Origin of the sequence: Beutenbergia cavernae DSM 12333 (assembly GCF_000023105.1) — a bacterium.
Taxonomy (GTDB): domain Bacteria; phylum Actinomycetota; class Actinomycetes; order Actinomycetales; family Beutenbergiaceae; genus Beutenbergia; species Beutenbergia cavernae.
Map to the genome: position 1 here is coordinate 827,632 of NC_012669.1, position 23,023 is coordinate 850,654.

Consider the following 23,023-nt stretch of genomic DNA (forward strand, 5'->3'; position numbering starts at 1 on the left):
CCGTGGCGGGTGAGAAGCGCCGTCAGGGCGCCTGCGCCGCGGCGCGGTCGTAGGCGTCGACGGCGTCGGCCACCCGTTCGTAGACGTGATCGACCGGCACCTCGGCCCGGGCGATGTCGGCCGCGAGCTCCGCGCTCACCCGGGCGAGCGCGAGCTCGATCCCGCGGTGGCGGCACCACCGAGCGAGGCGGGACAGCGCATGTGCGCCGTTCGAGTCGAGGGCGGTGACCGCCTCGGCGTCGATCACGAGCCACCGCACCGCTCCGGTGGTCGCCCGAGCCGCACCCTTGGCGTGATCGAGCACGTACTCGGCGTTGGCGAAGACGACCGGTCCGCCGTAGCGGACGACGACGAGACCGGGCCGGTCGTCGGCGTCCGGCTGCGCATGGCTCCCCGCCGCCACGGTCCGCCACCGCCGGGACCCGGGGACCGGGCCGAGCGTCCGCCTGGCCGGGCGCGACAGCCGGTGCACGAGGTCGAGCAGCGTGAGCCCGACCGCGGCGAGGATCCCGGGAAGGATGCCGAGCACCGACACGCCGACCACCGTCGCGACGGCGATCCAGCCCTCGAACCGCCGGAACCGGAACAGGGCGACGTAGTCCTTCGGCACGAGCAGCGTGACAGCGGCGAGGATGACGACGCCGGCCAGCGTCGGCTGCGGCAGGTCGTGCACGAGCGGGGTGAGCGCCAGCAGGAAGACGACGGTGCACGCCGACGCGAGCAGGCTGACCACCTGCGTGCGTCCGCCGCTCGCGACGTTGACCGCCGTCCGGGAGTCGCTCGACCCCACGGCGAAACCCTGGAACAGGCCGACGCCGGCGTTCGCGGCTCCGAGGGCGAGGAGCTCCCGGTTCGCGTCGATCGGGTAGTCCCCGCCGCGTGCGGCGTACGCCCGGGCGGTGAGCACGGCGTCGGCGAAGACCACGAGCACGATGCCGAGCGCCGGGACCACGAGGTCGAGGTACTCGCGGAGGTCCAGCAGCGGGAACGACGGAGCGGGGAGCCCGCGCGGCACGTCGCCCACGACCGCCACGCCGCGCCCCTCGAGGTCCAGCAGCGCCGAGGCCGCCGTCATGACGACGACGGCGACCAGGCTCCCCGGCACGCGCGGCCACAGCGCCCGGAGGGCGAGCACGAGCCCGATCGTCACGATCCCGACGACGGCGGGGGCGAGCCGAGCGCCGTCGAGGTTCGAGACGGCGGACATGACCAGCTCGAGCAGCGTGTCGCCGTCGGCCGAGATCCCGACGAGCTTCGCCGCCTGCCCGACGATGATGATGAGCGCGACGCCGGTGAGGTAGCCGACGAGGACGGGCTGGGAGAGGTAGTCGGCGAGGAAGCCGAGCCGCAGCGCGCCGGCGAGCACGCACAGCAGCGCGCAGACGAGGGCGAGGGCGGCGGCCAGGACGGCGTAGTCGGTCGGGCTGCCCGCGGCGATCGGCGCCAGCGCCGACGCCACGAGGATCGCCATCTGGGACTCCGGGCCCACGATCTGGACCCGGGACGTCGCGAGCAGCGCGTAGCAGACCATGCCCAGGCAGCCGGTGTACAGCCCGGCGACCGGTGGCAGCCCTGCGAGGGCGCCGTACGCGAGCCCGCTCGGGATGAGCAGGGCGGTCACGGTGAGCGCCGCGAGCAGGTCGGGGCGGAACTGTGCGCGCTCGTACGTGCGCAGCGTTCCGACGATCGTCACGACTCGTCGTCCGTCGAACCGCCCACCGTCCCGTCCGGCCCGTCCGACTGGCGCCGGAACGTCGCGACGAGGCGAGCGACGAGCGTGGTGAGGAAGATCTGGCCGGTGAGCGCCTCGAAGGTGGCGACACCGCGGCCGGGGAAGTCGGCGGCCGTCAGGTCCCCGTAGCCGAGCGTCGTCAGCGTCGTGAACGAGAAGTACTGCAGCGAGCGTGCGTCGGCGACGTCGCCCGAGGCGAAGAACGGGGTGTCGGACCGCCAGGTCATCACGCCGTACACAGCGGCGAAGAGCATCCCGATCAGGAGGTAGGCGCTGAGCGCGCCCGCGATCGTCTGCACCGTGACCCGTCGGTGCGCGAGCACGCGGGAGATCACGAGCACGAGCGTGACCATGAGCACGAGGGCGATGACGGCGTCGGTGACCCCCGCGGCGTCGTCGTCCGGCAGGAGCACGTAGGCGAGCGCGATCGCGATGACGCACGCGGCCACGACCCAGCCGAACGTCGCGGTCTGGCGGCGCGTCGGCGAGGCGGCTCGGACCGCGAGGACGAGCGCGAGAACGTAGAGGCCCGCGACGACGAATCGGGCCCAGCCGCTCTCCGTGGCCGTGTACAGCACGTAGGCGCCGGTGAGGAGCACGAGCACCGCGACGAAGTCGTCGGAGGGAGGTGCGATGAGCCGCCGGTGGCTGACCGTCCTCATAGCGCGGGCGGAGCGGTGAGCGGCTGTGCGGGCGGCGGGCACTCGAGGGTGGCGGGGATCTTCGCCTCGCGGAGCTCCTGGGCGACGGCGACGACCACGGCCGACGTCATGCGCCGTCCGGAGTCGGGGTCGAGCCAGAACCGGATCCGGCCGGTCATGCGCTCCACGGAGCTCCCGGTCCACACCACGTCGGGGGTCGGCGCGTCCAGGACGCCCGTGACGTTCCGGACCGCCTCCAGGACGTGCTTCTCGACGGTGCCCAGGTGCGTCACGTGCGACGTGCGGATCTCGATCTCCGACCGCAGCGCCCCGGACACCGAGTGGTTGACGATGGGGTCGGACAGCAGCTTGCCGTTCGGCACGTGGATCGTGCGTCCGTCGTTCGTGATGATGACGACGGAGCGCGCGTTCATCTCGACGACGGTGCCGACCTCGTCGTGCGTCGCGATGCGGTCGCCCAGGTGGATCGGCTTGCGCGTCTGGATGATGAGGCTTGCGCCGAAGTTGTCGGCGACGCCGCGCAGCGCGAGGACGACGACGACCGCGAGCACGATGGCGGCGGCCAGGAGGGGCTGGACCTCGGCTCCGAGCATGCTGAGCGCGATGCCGACGCCGAGGAGGATCACGAAGTACCCGGCGATGCGGGACGCCCCGGCGGCGATCTCCTCGCTGATGCCGTCGATGCGTCGCAGCAGGCGCAGCACGGTGTGCTTCGTCAGCCGGAAGAGCAGCCACGTGACCAGCAGGACGAGGACGACACCCAGCAGGGTCCAGCCGCTGATCGTGTTGAAGTCCACGAGCTCGGAGGGGTTCACGACGGTCTCGGATCTGGCGGGGACGAGTGCACGGAGGCGACGGCGTCGTCCACGGACGTGAACAGACGTTCCGCCGCGTCGGGGGAGACCTCGCGGACGACGTCGCGCACCGGGCCGATGTCGCCGGCGACGGCGAAGTCCACGCCGGACCGCTCGAGCGTCGTCGCGAGCTCCGCCAGCATCGTCGCGGCGGTGACGTCGGTGAACGGCGTCGTCTGCCCGTCCAGCACGACGAGCCGGACCTCGGGCGTGACGAGCGCGAGGATCTCCTCCTTGACGTGGTCGGAGTTCGCGAAGAAGAGGCCGGACTCGACGCGGACGACGACGACGTCCGGAACGGTCGGTGAGTCAGGGTGCCGGGCGGCGTCGAGCCACAGTCCGCCGACCCGCGTGAGGCGGCGCACCTTCGCTCGTGACGCGCGGTACAGCAGCAGGACCAACGAGCAGATGATGCCGACGACGAGGCCGGGCAGCGTGTCGAGCACGAGCACGCCGATCATCGCGACGACGGCGGCGATGAAGTCCGCCCGCGCCGCGACGCCGTACGACCCGGCGAGCCGCGCGCTCCACACCCGGTAGAGGCGCGCGAGCGACTTCACGTCCACGAGCTCGATGACCGCGGCGATGACGACGGCGGCCAGCACCGCGTCGGGCAGGGACTCGAAGAGGGGGGTGAGGACGAGCAGCGTGACGACGCAGAGCACCGCCACCACGAGGCCGCTCAGCTGCGACTTCGCCCCGGCGGAGCCGTTCACCGCGGTCTTCGAGAGGCTGCCGTTGACGACCATGCCGGACGCCAGCCCGGACGCGGCGTTCGCGGCCCCGAGGCCGAGCAGCTCTCGGTTGGCGTCGACGTCGTAGCCCGCCTTGGCCGCGTACGTCTTGGCGGCGCCGAGGCCCTCCGCGAACCCGACGAGCAGCACCCCGAGGGCGGGAGCCGCCAGCTGCCCGTACATCGACCAGTCGTCGGTGGGCAGCCCGAGGCTCGGCAGGCCGGGGTCGATGTGTCCGACGATGTCGAGCCGGTCCTCCCACTGCAGCGCGTTGACGAGCACGATCCCGACGACGACGGCCGCGAGCGAGGCCGGCACCACCGGGGCCCACTTCTTGAGCGCGAACACGAGCACCAGGGCGCCGATCCCGACGGCGCACGTCAGGGGACTCAGCTGCCCGAGCTGCCCGAGGATCGTGGCGACCCTCGAGAAGAAGCCCTCGCCGCCGCCATCGACCCCGAGCAGGTGAGGCACCTGGCCGATGATGATCGTGAGCGCGAGCCCCACGATGAAGCCCTTGAGGACGGGCTCGGAGATGAACGCGGCGAGGAACCCGAGGCGCAGGAGGCCGGCCAGGATGCCGGCGACGCCGGTCATGATCGCCAGCACGGTCGTCATCACGATGTACGTGCTCGTGTCGCCGCCCGCGAGCGGCGCGATCGTGGCGGCCGAGAGCGCGGCCGTGGCGGACATCGGCCCGACCACGAGGTGCCGGCTCGACCCGAACGCCGCGTACGCGATGAGCGCCGGGACGGCCGCGTACAGGCCGACCACGGGTGGGACGCCGGCGATGGTGGCGTACGCGAACGCCTCCGGCACCAGGACGGCCCAGACGGTGAGCCCGGCGATGACGTCGGGACGGATGTTCGTTCGCCGGTACCCCTGGAAGGACCCGAAGAACAGCGGGGTCTTCGTGGCGGCGGGTGCTGCTGGGGCGGCGGTCACGCGATCTCCCGTCGTTCGACGGTGCGGCGGAACAGGATGATGAGGGACACCACGGCGACCCAGACGGGGACCACCAGCACGACGATGCGAGCGTAGGTGAGCACGATCAGCAGGAGCGCGGCGGCCACGTACCCGAACCACACGAGCCAGCGGGGGAACAGCCCGGTCCGGACTCCGCGCGCCGTGCTCACGAGGATGAGAACGGCGGCGACCCGGAACGCGTAGATCATGAGCAGCGCCTCGCCGTACACGGTCATCGTGCGGGTCTGCTCGACGAACTCGGCCGCGTCGTCGCCGTTCCCGACCCGGACCGCAGCGACGGCGGCGACGGCCGCGGCCGCAGCGACGAACATCATCGCGACGAACAGGATCCCGGCGGCGAGCTGGACCGTCGCGAGGAGCGCGTCCTCCTTCAGGGCGATCTGGCTGATCCGGTGCCGGGTGGCGGCGAGGAACCAGATGAAGCAGATGCCGGCGAACGGGACGAGGTACCCGCCGGCCACGATGAGCGCCGTGCCGCCCGACCCGCGGTAGTACTCCAGGAGGACGTCGGCGTCCGCCCCCTCCCCGGGGCGGTGATCGAGCAGCATGAAGCCGACGGTGAACAGCACGGCGAAGCCCAGGCCCGCGATCGCTGCCCCGGACCCCTGGAACCGCACGCGTGGCGCCGGCCGCCCGGGCGGCACCGCCTCTGCTGCCACGTCGGCGACCCCTCAGGCCTCGCGCGCCTCGTGCCCGTGCACGACGAGGGCCCACAGCACCAGGAGGTCGATCGCGATGACGATGATCGACCACCACGGCTGCACCGGGAGCCACACGAACTGCGCGATGAGGTTCAGCGTGACCAGGACGATCGCGCCGACGCGCGCCCAGGTCTGGCCCGCCATCACGCAGATGCCGACGAGGACGAGGAGCACCCCGAGGATCAGGTGCGTCCAGCCCCAGCCCTGCACGTCCAGCACCACGAGGCTGGCGCCGGCGTCGACGACGGCGTTGTCCGGCCCCAGCACGGCAGCGAAGCCGTAGAGCACGTTGAGGACGCCGGAGGTGAGGATCATGAGGCCGGCGAACCAGATCCAACCGACCCATGCGGTGACGCGCCTGGCCATGGCGACTCTCCTTGTCTCGGGCAGCGTGCGGGCACGGCTGCGTGGGGCCAGCGTGGCGCGCCCGCCTTCTACTCGCATCACCCGGACCGGATGATCCGGGGCGGCGGTCCGACTCAGGAGGTCTCGGAGCGCGGCTGTGACCCGCCGTCAGCTCACAGGAGCTCGCCCGAGCTCGGCGTGAGCCGAGCGCTGGATCCGCAGCCGTGGCCAGCGGAGCCGTGGGCGCTCGTCGCGAAGCCGCCAGGCCAGCGTGCCGGTGATGGCGAGCATGATCGGCGCCGTCGCCCACTCGCGGACCGGATCCGTGCTGACGACCTGGGTGGCGACCGCGCCGAGGAGGATCGCCGCCAGCAGGCTGCAGCCCCAGAACTGGGACCGTCGGTCGGGGGCGACGAGCAGGACGGCGGCGAGCAGCTCGCCCGCCCCGACCAGGAGCCGGAAGCCGCGACCCAGGAGCGGGGACCGACGGACGGGAACGACCAGCAGGACCGCGGCGAGCAGCTCGCCCGCCCCGGCCACCAGGCGGAACCACGACGGAAGGCCCCACTCCACGAGCCTCCCGGCGGACGGACCGCCGAGGAACGCGTCGCCGGGCACGATCGTCGCGACAGCGCCGACGGCGAACCAGGCCGCGAGAAGCCACCACAGCACGGTCCGCACCGCCGATCCGCGCGCTGTGATCACGGCGCGGCGACCTTCCACGGGTGGCCGTCCGGAGCCGCGGTGAACAGCGGCTGGCCCCGCTCGATGGTGAGGTCCACGATGACTCCTGTGACTCGGGTCGAACGGCCCCCTCGGATCGGGTGATCCCGGATCTCACGATCCGTCCGCGCACCGGGGTGCATCAAGGTCGGATCCGGTACGGTCCGATAACCCTGGGGTTATCGGACGGAGGTGGCGCCATGGAGCTGCGGGACATCGAGATCTTCCTGACGCTGGCCGACGAGCTGCACTTCGGCCGGACAGCCGAGCGTCTCCACGTCTCCCAGGCGCGGGTGAGCCAGGCGATCAAGCAGCAGGAGCGCCGGCTCGGCGGCGCGCTGTTCGAGCGGACGAGCCGCAGGGTGAGCCTCACGCCGCTCGGTGAGCAGCTCCGGGACGACCTCCGGGTCGGGTACGACGCGATCAAGGCCGGGATCGCCCGAGCCGGGTCGGTCGCCGGAGGCGTCGGCGGCGAGCTCCGCCTCGGCGTCATGGGCAACGACGCCTTCCAGTTCTTCCACGTCCTCGACCGCTTCGAGGCCGACAACCCGGGCTGCTCGGTCTCCCTGCACGAGACCCACTTCAGCGACGCCTTCGCCGCGTTGCGTCGCGAGGAGCTCGACGTGCTGGCCGTGTGGCGACCGGTGCGGGAGCCGGACCTCGTGGAGGGCCCGCCGGTGTTCCGTGCGGGGCGCGTCCTGGTGGTGTGGTCGGGCCACGAGCTGGCGGCACATGAGGCGGTGTCCCTGGAGGACGTGGCCGACCACGTCCGGATCGACCCGCACGCAGGTCCCGAGTACTGGATCGACGCGATGCTCCCGCGCGTCACGCCGAGCGGCCGGGTGATCCCGCGGCGCGGCCCGCGACCGACGACGTTCCACGAGATCCTGGGACTGGTGGCGAGCCGGCAGTGCGTGACGCTCGCCGGCGCCCAGGCGGCGCTCTACAGCGCCCATCCGGGTGTGGTGTTCGTGCCGGTCGCCGACGCTCCGCTGCTGACCTGGGTGCTGACGTGGAGGGCGCAGGCGGAGACGCCGCTCGTCCGCGCGCTCGCCCGGGCGGCCCGCGAGGTCGGACCGCTCGGCCCGGCCGACCTCAGAACTCCGTGACGTCCGGTACTGATCGCATCGCGACGATGCGCACGCCGAGGTCGTGCAGGAGGGCGACGACGCCTGTCAGTGCGGCGGCGTCGCGCACGCGGCAGTGGAGCAGCGTGTCCGCCGCGACCTGTCCGCGCTCGCCAGCGCCTGCGTCCGCCACCGTCACGTCGGCGAACTCGCCGAGATGACCCACGTCGACGGCGCCGCGAACCTGGACCTCGTACAGCACAGGGCCTCCCCTCGGGTCCAGGGTCCGCCGGCCGACGTCCGCTGACGTCACCCGCGGCGGGTGATGCTTCGCGCCGGCCGCGGCGTCATCCTCGACGCATGGGATCAGCCATCGGTGCATCGCTGCCGATCGCCGTCGGCGTGCTCGTCAGTCCAATGCCGATCGTCGCAGTCGTCCTCATGCTCGTGACGAAGCGCGCGAGATCGAACGCCTTCAGCTTCCTGCTGGGCTGGGTCGTGGGTGTCGCGCTCGTCGGCACCCTGGTGATCCTGCTCATGGGCGGCGCGGCGGACTCCGACGACGGCGGCACACCGCTCTGGGCGGCGATCGTCAAGATCGTGCTCGGCGTGGGTCTGCTCCTGCTGGCGCTCAAGCAGTGGCGTGGGCGACCGAAGCGGGGGGAGGAGCCTCCCGCGCCGCGCTGGATGGCGGCGATCGAGGGCTTCACCCCGCCGAAGGCGTTCGGCCTGGCGTTCCTGCTCGGGGCGATCAACCCCAAGAACCTGCTGCTCGTCGTCTCCGGCGCCGCTGCCATCGTCTCGGCCACGTCGGAGCGGTCCGACCAGTTCGTGGCGCTCGCGGTGTTCGTGGTCGTGGCGACGATCGGGGTGGCGGCCCCGGTCGTCGTCTACCTCGCGATGGGCACGCGCGCGGGCGCCGTGCTGGACGACCTCAAGCACTGGATGGTCCAGAACAACGCCGCGATCATGACCGTCCTGCTCCTGGTCCTCGGCATGAAGATGATCGGCGACGGGATCGGCGCCCTCTGAGCCTCGGCGCCCTCCGGCGTCATCTACCTGTTCACCACGAGAGAGGACGTACCCCGGATGGCCACCCTGAGCGTGTGGAAGTTCGACTCCCCGGACGGCGCCGCGAACGCTGAGAGCGCGCTGGAGGTGCTCTCGAAGCAGGAGCTCGTCACGATCCACGACGCGGCGACCGTGTCGTGGGAGCAGGGCAAGAACAAGCCGAAGACCAAGCAGCGCACCTCGGCCACAGGGATCGGCGCTCTCGGCGGCGCGTTCTGGGGTTTCCTGTTCGGACTGATCTTCTTCGTGCCGCTGCTCGGCGCCGCGCTCGGCGCGGGCTTCGGCGCGCTCGGCGGATCGCTGACGGACGTGGGCATCGACGACGACTTCATCGGGTCGGTGCGCAGCAACGTCGTGCCCGGCACGTCGGCGCTGTTCATCCTCACGTCGGACGCCGTCGTCGACAAGATCCGCGCGAGCCTCGAGAGCCAGGGGATCCACGGGACCCTGCTGCAGACCAACCTGTCGGCGAACCAGGAGGAAGCCCTCCGGCACGCGTTCGGGCAGGACGCCTGACAGACGGGCATCGAGCGCGCCGTATGGTGAGCCGATGAGCGCCACGCGAGACTCCGACAGCGAGGCACGAGCGCAGGAGGATCGCGACCGATGAGCACCATGGTCGCGCTGCCGGGCGGCGCGTTCCGCATGGGGTCGCGGGACTTCTACCCGGACGAGGGCCCGGTGCACGAGCGGACGGTGGGCGCCTTCGAGATCGACGTCCACCCCGTCACGAACGCGGAGTTCGCCGCCTTCGTCGCCGACAGCGGGTACGTCACGGTGGCCGAGCGACCCCTCGACGCGATGCAGTATCCCGGTGTCGCGCCAGAGGACCTGGTGCCAGGCGGCCTCGTGTTCACGCCGACGCCAGGCCCGGTGGACCTGCGCAACTGGCGCGCGTGGTGGGACTGGCGGCCGGGCGCGACGTGGCGGCACCCGTTCGGCCCTGGCTCCGACCTCGCCGGCAAGCACGAGCACCCCGTGGTCCAGGTGAGCTTCGAGGACGCGACGGCGTATGCGGACTGGGCCGGCAAGGCGCTCCCCACCGAGGCGGAGTGGGAGTACGCGGCCCGCGCCGGCGGCGACCCCGCGACGTACGCATGGGGCGAGGAGGTCCGGCCCGACGGCGTCCTCATGGCGAACACGTGGCAGGGCCGATTCCCGTACGACAACACCGGCGCGGACGGCTGGGTGGGCACGTCCGCCGTCGGCTCGTTCCCCGCGAACGCGTTCGGCCTCGTCGACATGATCGGCAACGTGTGGGAGTGGACGACGACGCCGTACCGCCCCGCGCACGAGGTGCCGGGAGGGGGTGGGTCGCCGTCCGCGCAGCGCAGCGTGCTCCCGATGGCCGCGCCGGGGCACGGGACGGATGCCGAGCACACGCCGTCGTGCTGCGCGCCGCAGGCGAGCGCACTCGCCGGCTCGCGCACACCCGCAGACCCCCCGCCCTCAGGACCGACGATGACGCGCGCGCTCAAGGGCGGCTCGCACCTGTGCGCCCCCGAGTACTGCCTGCGGTACCGGCCCGCTGCGCGCTCGCCCCAGACCGACGACTCGGCGACGACGCACATCGGGTTCCGCTGCGTCCGGCGGTGATGACCGGTGAGGATCACCCGCGACGGGTGACGTCCGAGGAACCGTCTCCGGCGACTATCGGGGGGGCGCCGACTTCGGCGTCCGAACGGCCAGGCACGTCCAGGCGGGCGGCTCCTGGCGGCTGAGAGGGCGGTACATGAGCACCCAGAGCATCCCCCGGACGACCCTGCCGATCCCGGACCTCGCGTACACCGGCACAGTGACGTACGACGCGACCGACCCCGACACGCACTACCCGCCGATCGAGCGCCTGCTACCGCCCGACGGCGCGCCGAACGTGCTCGTGGTGCTGATCGACGACACCGGCTTCGGGGCGTCGAGCGCTTTCGGCGGCCCTGTGCACACCCCGAACTTCGAAAGGGTCGCCGCAGCAGGGCTCAAGTACACCCGGTTCCACACGACGGCGCTCTGCTCGCCGACGCGCGCCGCCCTGCTGTCGGGCCGGAATCACCACACGGTCGGCATGGGCGGGATCACCGAGATTGCCACGAGTGCGCCGGGCTACAGCTCCGTGCGCCCGAACAGCTGCGCGCCCCTCGCGGAGACGTTGAAGCTCAACGGCTACAGCACCGCGCAGTTCGGCAAGTGCCACGAGGTGCCGGTATGGGAGGCGAGCGCTGTCGGCCCGTTCGACCACTGGCCGCACCCCGGGGGTGGGTTCGAGTACTTCTACGGGTTCCTCGGCGGCGAGACCAACCAGTGGTACCCGGCCATCTACGAGAACACGTCCCCCGTCGAGCCCTGGGGTACCCCCGAGGAGGGGTACCACTTCATGGGCGACATGACGGACAAGGCGATCGACTGGACGCGCCAGCAGAAGTCTTTGGCACCCGACAAGCCGTCCTTCACGTACTTCGCGCCGGGAGCGACGCACGCGCCCCACCACGTGCCCACGGAGTGGACCGAGAAGTACCGGGGCGCGTTCGACCAGGGCTGGGATGAGGTCCGCAAGGAGACGTTCGCGCGCCAGAAGGAGCTCGGCGTCATCCCGGCCGACGCCGTCCTCACGGAGCGCAGCGCCGGCATCCCGGCGTGGGACGAGATGAGCGAGACGATCAAGCCTGCCCTGGCGCGTCAGATGGAGGTCTACGCCGGCTTCCTCTCGTACGCGGACCACCACGTCGGGCGCCTGCTCGACGCGTACGAGGAGCTGGGCATCCTCGACGATACCCTGGTCTACGTCATCATCGGCGACAACGGGGCATCCGCCGAGGGGTCGATGCACGGCACGACCAACGAGGGCTTCACGATCAACCACATGAACGCCATCGAGTCGGAGGAGTACGTCGCTGCGCACATCGACGACCTCGGGACCCCGAGCTCCTACAACCACTACGCCGTGGGCTGGGCGCACGCCATGGACACGCCGTACCAGTGGACCAAGCAGGTCGCGTCACACTGGGGCGGCACACGCAACGGGACGATCGTCAGCTGGCCCAACGGTGGGGTCGAGAAGGGCGGCATCCGCAACCAGTTCGCCCACGTGATCGATGTCGCGCCGACCGTCCTCGCGGCGGCCGGCATCCCCGAGCCGGCGACCGTCCACGGCGTCACGCAGCGGCCCTACGAGGGCACGCCGATGAACTACTCGTTCGAGGACGCGTCGGCTCCCGAGCAGCACGAGACCCAGTACTTCGAGATGGTGGGGAACCGGGCGATCTTCCACAAGGGCTGGACGGCGGTCGCCAAGCACAAGGACCCGTGGGCGGGCTCCGACCACGGCCTCGACGACGACGTGTGGGAGCTCTACGACGTCGAGAAGGACTGGACACAGTCGCACGACCTCGCGGCACAGGAACCCGAGAAGCTCGCAATCCTGCAGCGGCTCTTCCTCATCCAGGCTGCACGCTTCAACGTGCTTCCGCTCGACATCCGCTCGGCCGAGCGGTTCAACCCTGACCTCGCAGGTCGGCCGGTGCTTGTCACGGCGCAGAGCCAGACGTTCTATCACGGCATGCGGCGACTGTCGGAGAACTCCGCGATCAACATCAAGAACAAGTCGTTCACTGTCACAGCGAAAGTCGAGGCCCCTGAGGACGGCGCTAGCGGCGTGCTCATCGCGCAGGGCGGCGCATACGGCGGTTGGTCGTTCTACACCCACGAGAACAAGGTGGCGTTCGCCTACAACCTGCTCGGTCTCAGCACCGACATCGTCCGGTCGGACACGTCACTACCGGCCGGTCCGCAGGAGCTGCGCGCCCACTTCGCCTACGACGGCGGTGGTCTCGGCAAGGGCGGGACCGTCGCCCTCTTCGCCGGGGACGACAAGATCGGGGAAGGACGTGTCGAGCGCACGATCCCCCTCCAGTTCACGTTCGACGAGACCGTCGACATCGGCATGGATCTGGCTTCTCCTGTTTCGAGTGACTACGGCCCGACGGGGAACGAATTCAACGGATCGCTCGACTGGGTGCGGATCGACCTCGGCGATGATGACCATTCCCACCTCATCGACGACGAGCACAGGATGCGCGTCGCAATGCTCAAGCAGTAAGGATCACCCTTCGCGGGTGACGCCCGCGTCACGCGAGCAGCGCGAGGATCGAGATCAGTGCGCGGCCTTACGGGGGACCCGAGCAACGAGGGAGTCGACTATGGCCAGGGAGTTCCAGGGCAAGATCGAACTGGACGTCCGAGACTCGACCCCGGACTGGGGCGCCTACGAGGAGACGAAGGCGCCCGATGGCGCGCCGAACGTGCTCGTGATCCTCTTCGACGACACAGGCCTTGCCGCGTGGTCGCCCTACGGCGGGCGGATCCAGATGCCGACGTTGGACAGGCTCGCCGCGAACGGGCTGACGTACTCGCAGTGGCACACGACGGCCCTGTGCTCGCCGACCCGCTCGACGTTCCTCACGGGGCGTACGCACCATCAGAACGCCTACGCGACGATCTCGGAGACCGCGAGCGGCTTCCCCGGCTACAACGGGCACATCCCGAAGTCGAACGCGTCCGTCGCGCGTGTGCTGCGCGACGCCGGATGGTCGACCTTCTGGGTCGGCAAGAACCACAACGTCCCCATCAACGCGATCGCGTCCGGCTCCAACCGGTCCGAGTGGCCGCTCGGCCACGGCTTCGACCGCTTCTACGGCTTCATCGGCGGCGAGACGAACCAGTGGTACCCCGATCTCGCGGTCGATAACCACTACATCGATCAGCCGTACCTGCCCGATGACGGGTATCACCTGTCGAAGGACCTCGCCGACCAAGCCCTGCGGATGCTGCGGGACAGCAAGCAGTCGATGCCGGACAAGCCGTGGTACCTGTGGTTCTGCCCCGGCGCGAACCACGCGCCCCACCATGCCCCGCAGGAGTACATCGACAAGTACAAGGGGAAGTTCGACGACGGTTACGAGGCCTATCGCGAATGGGTGCTTCCGCGCATGATCGAACGCGGCATCCTGCCGGAGGGGACCGACCTCACCGAGCTGAACCCGATGACACCGGGCACGTTCAGCGAAGGCGACTCCGTTCGACCGTGGGACTCGCTCAGCGACGCGGAGAAGAAGCTCTTCAGCCGCACCGCCGAGGTGTACGCGGGCTTCAGCGAGTACACCGACGCCCAGGTCGGTCGGATCGTCGACTACCTCGAGGAGTCGGGGCAGCTCGAGAACACGTTGATCCTCTACGCAGCGGACAACGGAGCCTCAGGTGAGGGAAGCCCGAGCGGATCCATCAACGAGAACCTGTTCTTCAACGGCTACCCGGAGGACATCGAGCAGAACTTGTCGATGATCGACAAGCTGGGCGGTCCGGAGGCGTACAACCACTACCCGACCGGATGGGCGGCCGCCTTCTCGACGCCGTTCCGGATGTTCAAGCGCTACTCCTATACCGGTGGGTCCGCTGACCCACTCGTGATCCACTGGCCTGCGAAGGTCACGGCCCGGGGGGAGGTCCGGGACCAGTACCACCACTGCACCGATATCGTGCCGACCATCCTCGAGGCATGCGGCGTCGCGATGCCGGAAGTCGTGGACGGTGTGGAGCAGACCCCGTTGCCCGGAGTGCCGATGAACTACACCTTCGGGGCTTCCGACGCACCGACCACCAAGGAGACCCAGTACTACGAGATGCTCGGCACGCGCGCCATCTGGCACAAGGGCTGGAAGGCCGTCACGGAGCACGGTCCCGTCCCGATCGGCCTCGGCCATTTCGACCAGGACCGGTGGCAGCTGTTCCACACAGACGTCGACCGAGCGGAGGCCCATGACCTGGCGGAGCAGCACCCGGAGAAGCTCAAGGAATTGGGCGCGCTCTGGCTCGCCGAGGCCGAGAAGTTCCAGGTGCTGCCCTTGAACGACCTCGGAGTCGCGGACTTCATCAAGTACGAGTACCACCTTCCGGTTCCCGCGGACGGACGGTACACGTACTACCCGCAGACGACGGAGGTGCAGGAGCAGCTCGCAGCCCGCACCCAGCAGGTGTCGTTCAAGATCCTCGCGGAGGTCGAGTTCACCGCTTCGAGCGAGGGCGTGATCGTCGCGCAGGGATCACGGTTCGGCGGGTACTCGCTGTTCGTCAAGGGCGGGCAGCTTACCTACGTGTACAACTTCCTCGGGATCCCGCCGGAGCAGAAGCTCTCGGCCCCCGCGCCATCCGCCGGGCGCCACGTCGTCGGGGTCGGCTTCGACAAGACGGGCCGCGGCGCCCACGGCGAGGCCTACGGCACGCTGACGCTCTACGTCGACGACGAGGCCGTCGGGTCGACCGAGATCCGCACCCAGCTCGGCCGCTACGCGCTCACCGGGGAGGGTCTCTCGGTTGGCTACGACAGCGGCGACACCGTGTCGCGCGAGTACCACCATGGGTTCCCCTTCACCGGTGGGGAGGTCGTCAAGGTTGTGTACGACGTCGCGGACGACCACTACATCGACGTCGAGAAGGAGTTCGCGGCCAAGCTGGCGAGCGACTGACCCGGCATTTGAGATCTCACGAGTGAGGACGTCACATGACGACGAACGACCGTGCATCACGCACTGTGCTCCCGATCCCTGATCAGCGGTACGCAGGCGCGTTCACCTACGACGCGACCGATGCGGACACGACCTTCCCCGCCGTGCCTCGGGTGACGGCTCCTGACGGGGCAGCAAATGTGCTCGTGATCCTGCTGGACGACGTCGGTTTCGGGGCTTCGCGTGCCTTCGGCGGGCCGGTCAACATGCCGACGGCGGAGCGCCTCGCCGCAGGCGGGCTGAAGTACACGCGCTTCCACACGACGGCACTGTGCTCGCCCACGAGGGCGGCGATGCTCTCAGGTCGCAACCACCACACGGTAGGCATGGGATCCATCACCGAGACCGCGACGAATGCGCCGGGGTACAACAGCGTACGACCGAACACGTGCGCCCCGGTCGCCGAGGTGCTCCGGCTGAACGGTTTCTCTACCGCACAGTTCGGCAAGTGCCACGAGGTGCCGGCCTGGGAGACAAGCGGCGTCGGGCCCTTCGACCACTGGCCGAGTCCCGGCAACGGGTTCGAATACTTCTACGGTTTCACGGCCGGAGAGACGAACCAGTATTATCCGGCGATCCGTCAGGGCACCAGCCCGGTCGAGCAGGCGAAGCTTCCTGAGGAGGGCTACCACTTCATGGAGGACATGACGGATCAGGCGATCAACTGGATCAAGCAGCAGAAGGCACTGGCTCCCGACCGCCCGTTCTTCACGTACTTCGCGCCGGGTGCGACGCACATGCCCCACCACGTTCCGAAGGAATGGGCCGACAAGTACAAGGGCCAGTTCGACGACGGATGGGAGGCTCTCCGCGAGCGCACGATCGCCCGCCAGAAGGAGCTTGGGGTCGTTCCACAGGACGCCGACCTCACGGCACCGAGCGAGGGGATTCCCAACTGGGACGACCAGCCTGAGGACCTCAAGAAGGTGTTGCGGCGGCAGATGGAGAACTACGCGGGCTTCCTCGAGTTCGCCGACTTCCACACGGGTCGCCTGATCGACTCGCTCGATGAGCTCGGCATTCTCGAGGACACGCTCGTCTACTACATCATCGGCGACAACGGCGCTTCGGCGGAAGGCGGTGAGGTCGGCAGCTTCAACGGCGTGGCAGGCACGAACGGCGGCGCCGACCTGATGACGACCGAGTACATGCTCGAGCACCTCGGCGAATGGGGTGGGGTCGAGTCGTATCCGCACTATTCGATCGCGTGGGCGCACGGACTCAACGCCCCCTACCAGTGGACCAAGCAGGTCGCGTCGCACTGGGGCGGCACACGCAACGGCACGATCGTGCACTGGCCCAACGGCTTCGAATCGAAGGGCGAGTTGCGCCACCAGTTCACGCACGTCATCGACCTCGCCCCCACGATCTTCGAGGCGGCGAAGGTTCCGGCACCGGTACTGGTGCATGGAGTGACGCAGGAGCCGCTGCACGGCTACTCGATGACGTACTCGTTCGACGAGGGCGATGCCCCCGAGACGCACACGACGCAGTACTTCGAGATGTTCACGAACCGTGGCATCTATCACAACGGCTGGTCGGCGGTCACGAAGCACCACACGCCGTGGGACACCCAGATGGGGCAGCACGGCGGAAGTTTCGCCGACGACCGCTGGGAGCTCTACGACGGCTCGACCGACTGGACCCAGGCGCACGACCTCGCGAAGGAGCAGCCCGAGAAGCTCGAAGAGCTCAAGAAGATCTTCATGATCCAGGCCGCCAGATTCAACGTGTACCCGCTCGATGATCGAACCGCCGAGCGACTCGTCCCCGGCCTCGCGCACCGCCCGACGCTCGTGAAGGGCAAAGAGCTCGTGCTCTTCGAGGGGATGAGCGGGCTCACCGAGAACGTGATGCTTGACTTGAAGGCGAAGTCGTTCTCGATCACAGCGCAGGTGCAGGTCGCGGAGGCCGGTGGCCGCGGGGTGCTGCTCTCCCAGGGCGGCCGCACCGGCGGCTGGGCCCTGTTCCTCGACGCGGATGGGCACCTCGTGTACACGTACTCGTTCGTCGGCGTGATCGAGTACACGGCGCGCTCGGCGGAGCCGGTCGTCGCGGGTGAGCACCAACTCCGGATCGAATTCGCCTACGACGGCGGAGGGTTCGGCAAGGGCGGGCTCGCGTCGCTCTACATCGACGGCGAGCCGGTCGGAGAGGGTCGCGTCGAGCGCACGCACATCACGCTGTACTCGTTCGACGAGACGACGGACGTCGGTCGCGACACGGGATCTCCTGTCGTCTCGGCGTACGGTGCTCGCGACAACGGGTTTAAAGGTCGTATCGAATGGATCAAGGTCGTGCAGGGCGACGACGACCACAGCCACCTGGTGCCGTCGCACATCACGCTCGAAGCCTTGATGGCGCAGCAGTAGTGCGCGCGGAGATGAGGAAGTGATGACCCTCGCGTCCTGGGCGGACGGGTCCGCTCGTGCCGCCATCGTCGAGTTCGTCGAGGCGGTCACGAGCGGGGCGGACGCCGTACCCGAGGCCGAGCGAGTCGCCGTGTTCGACAACGACGGCACGCTCTGGACCGAGAAGCCGATGCCCACGCAGCTGCACTTCATCGTGCAGCAGTGGGCGGCGGCCGCCCAGGCGGACCCGTCGCTCGCCGACCGCCAGCCGTACCAGGCGGCGGCGAACGGGGACTTCGCCTGGCTCGGCGGGGCCGTCGACAAGCACTACGCCGGCGACGACTCCGACCTCAAGGTGATGATCGGCGCGATCCTCGCCTCGACGGCGCACGAGAGCGTCGAGGACTACCAGGCCTCGGTCGCGGCGTTCTACCGCGACGCCAAGCACCTCACGCTGCACCACCCGTACAGCCGTGCGGTGTACCAGCCGATGGTCGAGCTGCTCGGGTATCTCGAGGCGCACGACTTCACGACGTACATCGTGTCCGGCGGGGACCGCGACTTCATGCGGCCCATGACCGAGGACTACTACGGGATCCCGCCCGAGCGCGTGGTCGGGTCAGCGGTCGGGCTGGAGTACGACGCCGAGTCGAACGACGTCCGGTACTCCACGTCGTTCGACTACATGGACGACGGCCCGATGAAGCCGGTGCGGATCTGGAGCCGGATCGGCCGCCGCCCGATCCTCGCCGGCGGGAACTCGAACGGCGACGTCGAGATGCTCCGGTTCGTGCAGAAGCACCCGCGCAGCCTGAGCCTGCTCGTGCACCACGACGACGACACCGGGCGCGGCGACCCGCCGTACGACAAGGGGGCGGAGCGGGCGCTCGACGTCGCGTCGGAGCACGGCTTCCAGCTGATCAGCATCAAGGACGACTGGTCGCGCGTCTTCCCCGCGGGTCCGTGAGCTCCTGGCCGGCGCCCTCGGTCGCGCCGACGGGGCTGGGGCGCGCCTGGCTGCTGCCGACCCTGCGCGGGTACGACCGGCGCTGGATCGGTGGCGACGTCGTCGGCGGACTCGCCGCGGGCGCCGTCGTCGTCCCGCAGGCGATGGCGTACGCGACGATCGCCGGCCTGCCCGTCACGTTCGGTCTCTACACGTGCATGGTGCCGATGCTCGTGTACGCGCTGCTCGGTGGGTCGACGACGCTGAGCATGAGCACGACGTCGACCATCGCCACGCTCAGCGCGACGACGCTCCTGACCGCGGGGATCGTCGCCGGCGCGGACGACCCCAGCGCGGCGCTGTGCACGTTGACGCTGCTCGTCGGGCTCGCGCTGCTCCTCGCCCGTGTGCTGCGCCTCGGCGGGCTCGTCGAGAACATCTCGCAGGCGACGGTCATCGGGATCAAGACCGGCGTCGGCGCGACGGTGGCGGCCGGTCAGCTGCCGAAGCTCCTCGGCGTGGAGCCCGCACCTGAGGGCACCGGCTTCTTCGGCGTCGTCCGCGCGGCGATCGCGGCGTTCGACCAGGTGAACGTGCCGACGCTGCTCCTCTCGGTCGCGAGCGTGGCGGCGCTCGTGCTGCTCGCCCGGTTCGTCCCCCGGCTGCCCGCGCCCCTCGTCGTCGTCGCCGGCGGCATCCTGCTCGTGGCGCTCGCCGGGATCGCCGACCGCGGCGTCGCGCTCATCGACCCGGTCGAACCGGGACTGCCGCATCTCGTGCTCCCGGACGTCGGCGTGGTCAGCTCGGTGCTGCCGGGCGCCCTCGCCATCGCCGTCATGGCGTTCCTCGAGACGGTCTCCGTCGCCCGCGGTGTGCGACGGAGGAGCGAGCCACAGATCGACCCGAACCGGGAGCTGTTCGCGAACGGCGTCGCGGCGACCGTCGGGGCCTTCACGCAGGCGATGCCGCCCGCGGGCGGCTTCTCGCAGACGGCTGTCAACCAGCGTGCCGGCGCCCGGTCCCAGCTCGCCGGGATCGTCACCATGGTGCTGGCGGTCGCCGTCGCCCTGTTCCTCGCGCCGGTGCTCGACGACCTCCCGCAGGCGACGCTCGGAGCGATGGTCTTCGTGGCCACGCTCGGGCTCATCAACCTGCGGGAGTTCTCTCACCTGTGGCGGCTCAACCGCACCGAGTTCGTCGTCGCCGCCCTGACAGCGGTGGTGGGGCTCGTCGTCGGGCTGCTCGCCGCCGTCGGGGTCGGCGTGGTGCTCACCCTCTTCCTCGTGCTGCGGGAGCTCGACCGACCGCGGGTCGTGCCCCTGGTCGCGCGGGACGGCGGCGGCTGGGCGCCTCTGCGGGCCGAGGTCGACGAACCGCAGACGGTCCGGGCCGGTGACGCCACGGTCCTCGCCCTGCATCTCGACGGCGGCCTCTACACCGCCAACGTCCGCCCCACCGCCGACCAGATCGTCGCGTGGGCGAGCGTGACGCGGCCGGACGCCGTCGTGCTCGAAGTGGATGCGATGCGCATGCTGACGTCGACCGTCGTCGGTGGCCTGAGGGACCTCGACCGCGAGCTCGGCGACCTCGGTGCCCGGCTGTACCTCACGCGCGTTCCGCCAGATGTGCAGGCGGCAGCGGCGGAGTCGTCCTGGTTCTCGGGGTTGCGCGACTCCGGCCGGGTGCTCGAGACGGTCGACGACGCGCTGGCGGCGATCGGCGCGCGCTCTCCCGCGTGAGCCGGCTCAACCGAGCGCGATCCCGGTGGCGGGAGTGAGGAGCCCTCGGCTCTCGGCGAGCCGTAGCGCCTCCCGCCGCCCCGTGGCCCCGAGCTTGCGGTAGATCGCCCGCTGGTGGGTCTTCACGGTGTTCAGCGTGATGCTCAGCGAGACGGCGATCTCCGCGGCGGTCATGCTGGACCGCAAGAACGACAGCACCAGGCGCTCACGTTCGGTGAGGTCCCAGGGCGTGGCGGGACGGGGTGCGCCCGTGGCCTCGGCGCGTGCCAGGACCTCGACTACGAAGGCCTCGTGCGCCGTCCCGCGCGTCAGGTGCGCGGCGAGCGGCGCCGCCAGGTCGTGCGCTCGCTCGAGGAACGGGCGGATCGAACCGATCGAGGCCGCGCGCGTGATCGCCAGCTCGAGGCCACGATGCGCGTCGCTGGGCCGGCCGGCGTCGAGGGCGAGCAGCACCCAGGTGAGGCCGGCGGCGACGGCGAGGTGCCCGCCCTCCGGCGTCTGCGCGCTCCTCAGTGCGCGGGACGCCGCGTCGGCGAGGCCGCCGCGGCGCAGGTACTCCGCCTCCCAGACCGAGACGATCGGCAGCCGCGGGCCGTCGGGCATCTCACGCACGGTGTGCACAGCCGCCCCGAGATCGCCCTTCGTCGCGAGACGGTGCGCGTGGACGAGCGTGTCCAGGGTCGGCCAGCCCGAGCCCACGCCCGAGCTGAGGGCGGCGCCGTCGCCCTGGAGGTCGGCCGTCATCTGGAGCACGGCCGCGGCGACGGCGTGCGTGGCGTCGCGTGCGCTCGCGTCGCGCGCCAGTGTCAGGAGCTCGCGTGCGAGCCCGAGGTCGTCGCGCCAGAACGCGTGAAGGCCTCGTGCCAGGTGGGCCGGGGCGAGGAACGACGCCGAGCCGTGAGCCGAGCGAGTCGCACGTTCGACGGCGGCCACGGCCGCCAGGTCGGCGTGGCCGGGGGCGGAGGCGGCCATCGCGAGGCTCCGCTCGGCCGCCGCAGCGAGCTCGATGACCGGAAGGCCGGCGGTGGCCGCCGCTCGCTCGGCCTCGCGCAACAGCTCGGCCGCCGCGCCGTCCGGGTCCGTGCCCCCACGCGCGCGCCCGAGGTGGAGGAGGAGGGCGGCACGAGTCGCGGGATCGAGGTGGACGGGTCCTGCCAGGAGCTCGGAGGCTCGGCGCACGGCGTCGTCATCGGGCCGAGCCGGCACGGCGACGAGCTCGACGAGCGCGCGCGGTACCACCGCGGCGGTCTCGCGGGGCACCCAGGCGAGCAGGGCGTCACCGGTGGCGAGGTCCGCCCCCGCGTACGCACCCGCCGCCCGGATCAGCAGGAGGTCGGTCCGGTGGCGGTCGCTCGCCGCGCTGGCACCCGCCAGGTCGGACAGCGTGTCGAGCTCGCCCGCGGCCATGAGCTCCCAGGACCGATCGATCACGATCCGGGCCGCCAGGTCGACGTCGCTGCCCGCCACGGCGTGCTCCACCGCTGACCGCGGATCGTGCGGCGCCCAGTAGCGCGCGGCCCTCGTGTGGAGGTCGCGGGAACGCGCGGGATCCGTCCGGCGGCGGAGGGCACGGACGTGCCGGGCGAACACGGACTGCCACCGGTACGCCGGATCGTCGCCGACCGATCCGTCCGTATCGAGGAAGACCGCGAGATGCACGCACTCGCCGAGCAGGCGGGCGCCGTCGTCGCCGACGAGCGAGGCGGCGAGCGGGCCCGTCACGCGGTCGCTCGTCGTCGCGTCGAGCACGAAGGCGGCGACGTCATCGGGCAGCAGGTCCAGGACCTGCTCGGACAGGTAGCCGACCAGCGTCTCGCCCTCCTCCGCCGGCGCGGTGATCTCCCGTGTCCCCGCCCGGCCCGAGAGGGCGAGGGCGGCGAGCCGGACCGCCGCGGGCCAGCCCTGGGTGGCGCGCCCGAGGGCGCGGGCGTCGTCCTCGGACGGTGTCAGCGCCTCGGCGTGCAGCAGCGCGGCGACCTCGTCCGTCGTGAGCGCGAGCTCGTCCGCGCGGATCTCGGCGAGCGCGCCGTCGAGACGCAGCCGGTGCAGCGCGAGCGGCGGGTCGTGACGGGCGAGCAGCACCAGTCGGAGCGCGGGATGGCGGATGCGCACGAGGTGCGCCAGCACGTTCGGCTCGTCCAGTCCGAGCCGGTGGGCGTCGTCGAGCACGAGCACGACCGGGTCGCACGTGTCGTCGAGCGCGGCGACGAGGCCGTCGAGCAGGTCCGCCCACGGCACGCTGCCCTCGCGGGCCGCGTCGCGGGCGAGCTGGGACAGCCGGCCGGCCGCGTCCGGTTCGACCTGCCCGGCCACCGATGACGCCACCGCACGGAAGAGGGCGAGCGGCCGGGCCACCGACGCGTCGACGTCGAGCCACGCGACGCCGGCCCGGCCCACGGCCCAGCCGCGCACGAGGGTCGTCTTCCCGTACCCGGCCGGTGCCGAGACGAGCGTGACGGGTGCGCGCGTGACGGCGTCGTCGAGCGCCGCGCCGAGCCGCGGCCGGTCGATGGCAGTACCGCCCCTCATGAGGGAACCGTAGGAGAGGTGGCGCCGTCGC

18 protein-coding genes are annotated in these 23,023 nt (G+C 70.8%); 9 read left to right on the plus strand and 9 right to left on the minus strand.

All coding sequences use genetic code 11. The features are described from left to right. Window positions 1-22 precede the first annotated feature (22 nt). The 7 genes from BCAV_RS03755 to BCAV_RS03785 form a co-directional block, all read right to left on the minus strand. Window positions 23-1,693, minus strand: a complete 1,671-nt coding sequence (locus BCAV_RS03755) for a SulP family inorganic anion transporter (protein ID WP_012725789.1) — start codon at window positions 1,691-1,693, stop codon at window positions 23-25. After that, window positions 1,690-2,394 carry a potassium channel family protein gene (locus BCAV_RS03760; protein WP_012725790.1) on the minus strand — a complete coding sequence of 235 codons (705 nt, stop codon included), beginning with the start codon at window positions 2,392-2,394 and terminating at the stop codon, window positions 1,690-1,692. The genes BCAV_RS03755 and BCAV_RS03760 overlap by 4 nt, the downstream gene beginning before the upstream one ends. Continuing rightward, a complete protein-coding gene (locus tag BCAV_RS03765; protein ID WP_012725791.1) occupies window positions 2,391-3,209 on the minus strand; it encodes a mechanosensitive ion channel family protein in 819 nt (272 codons plus the stop codon). Before BCAV_RS03765 ends, BCAV_RS03760 begins: the two co-directional genes overlap by 4 nt. Beyond that, complete coding sequence (locus tag BCAV_RS03770; protein WP_012725792.1) at window positions 3,206-4,927, minus strand: SulP family inorganic anion transporter; 1,722 nt, start codon at window positions 4,925-4,927, stop codon at window positions 3,206-3,208. The genes BCAV_RS03765 and BCAV_RS03770 overlap by 4 nt, the downstream gene beginning before the upstream one ends. Continuing rightward, window positions 4,924-5,628 carry a hypothetical protein gene (locus BCAV_RS03775; RefSeq protein ID WP_012725793.1) on the minus strand — a complete coding sequence of 235 codons (705 nt, stop codon included), beginning with the start codon at window positions 5,626-5,628 and terminating at the stop codon, window positions 4,924-4,926. Before BCAV_RS03775 ends, BCAV_RS03770 begins: the two co-directional genes overlap by 4 nt. A 12-nt stretch (window positions 5,629-5,640) precedes the next feature. Next, window positions 5,641-6,036: a DUF7144 family membrane protein gene (locus BCAV_RS03780; RefSeq protein ID WP_012725794.1), complete on the minus strand. Its 396-nt coding sequence runs from the start codon at window positions 6,034-6,036 to the stop codon at window positions 5,641-5,643. A 147-nt stretch (window positions 6,037-6,183) separates the two neighbouring features. Then, entirely contained in the window at window positions 6,184-6,720 is a 537-nt protein-coding gene (locus BCAV_RS03785) for a DoxX family protein (protein WP_043346526.1), read from the minus strand. Window positions 6,721-6,938: 218 nt separating this feature from the next. On the opposite strand from BCAV_RS03785, the gene BCAV_RS03790 reads away from it, so the two are divergent. Then, a complete protein-coding gene (locus BCAV_RS03790) occupies window positions 6,939-7,847 on the plus strand; it encodes a LysR family transcriptional regulator (protein ID WP_012725797.1) in 909 nt (302 codons plus the stop codon). Here the strand turns inward: BCAV_RS03790 and BCAV_RS03795 are convergent. After that, window positions 7,834-8,067: a hypothetical protein gene (locus BCAV_RS03795; protein WP_012725798.1), complete on the minus strand. Its 234-nt coding sequence runs from the start codon at window positions 8,065-8,067 to the stop codon at window positions 7,834-7,836. The two genes, BCAV_RS03790 and BCAV_RS03795, sit on opposite strands and share 14 nt — an antisense overlap. A 98-nt stretch (window positions 8,068-8,165) precedes the next feature. Between BCAV_RS03795 and BCAV_RS03800 the strand changes: the two genes are divergently transcribed. From BCAV_RS03800 to BCAV_RS03835, 8 genes are all read left to right on the plus strand, one after another. After that, window positions 8,166-8,837, plus strand: coding sequence for a GAP family protein (locus BCAV_RS03800; protein WP_012725799.1), 672 nt, complete (start codon window positions 8,166-8,168; stop codon window positions 8,835-8,837). 57 nt (window positions 8,838-8,894) lie between these two features. Beyond that, window positions 8,895-9,392 (plus strand): DUF1269 domain-containing protein, encoded by a 498-nt coding sequence (locus BCAV_RS03805; protein ID WP_012725800.1) that lies wholly within the window; start codon window positions 8,895-8,897, stop codon window positions 9,390-9,392. Window positions 9,393-9,482: 90 nt separating this feature from the next. Beyond that, window positions 9,483-10,472, plus strand: coding sequence for a formylglycine-generating enzyme family protein (locus tag BCAV_RS03810; protein ID WP_012725801.1), 990 nt, complete (start codon window positions 9,483-9,485; stop codon window positions 10,470-10,472). 136 nt (window positions 10,473-10,608) lie between these two features. After that, window positions 10,609-12,966: an arylsulfatase gene (locus tag BCAV_RS03815; protein WP_012725802.1), complete on the plus strand. Its 2,358-nt coding sequence runs from the start codon at window positions 10,609-10,611 to the stop codon at window positions 12,964-12,966. Window positions 12,967-13,066: 100 nt separating this feature from the next. Further along, window positions 13,067-15,388, plus strand: coding sequence for an arylsulfatase (locus BCAV_RS03820; RefSeq protein WP_012725803.1), 2,322 nt, complete (start codon window positions 13,067-13,069; stop codon window positions 15,386-15,388). 35 nt (window positions 15,389-15,423) lie between these two features. Beyond that, entirely contained in the window at window positions 15,424-17,799 is a 2,376-nt protein-coding gene (locus tag BCAV_RS03825) for an arylsulfatase (protein WP_012725804.1), read from the plus strand. A 22-nt stretch (window positions 17,800-17,821) separates the two neighbouring features. Beyond that, window positions 17,822-18,745, plus strand: coding sequence for a haloacid dehalogenase-like hydrolase (locus BCAV_RS03830; RefSeq protein ID WP_012725805.1), 924 nt, complete (start codon window positions 17,822-17,824; stop codon window positions 18,743-18,745). Further along, a complete protein-coding gene (locus BCAV_RS03835; protein WP_012725806.1) occupies window positions 18,742-20,463 on the plus strand; it encodes a SulP family inorganic anion transporter in 1,722 nt (573 codons plus the stop codon). The genes BCAV_RS03830 and BCAV_RS03835 overlap by 4 nt, the downstream gene beginning before the upstream one ends. 6 nt (window positions 20,464-20,469) lie before the next feature. On the opposite strand, the gene BCAV_RS03840 is transcribed toward BCAV_RS03835, so the two are convergent. Beyond that, window positions 20,470-22,992, minus strand: a complete 2,523-nt coding sequence (locus BCAV_RS03840) for a LuxR C-terminal-related transcriptional regulator (protein ID WP_012725807.1) — start codon at window positions 22,990-22,992, stop codon at window positions 20,470-20,472. Window positions 22,993-23,023: the final 31 nt, after the last annotated feature.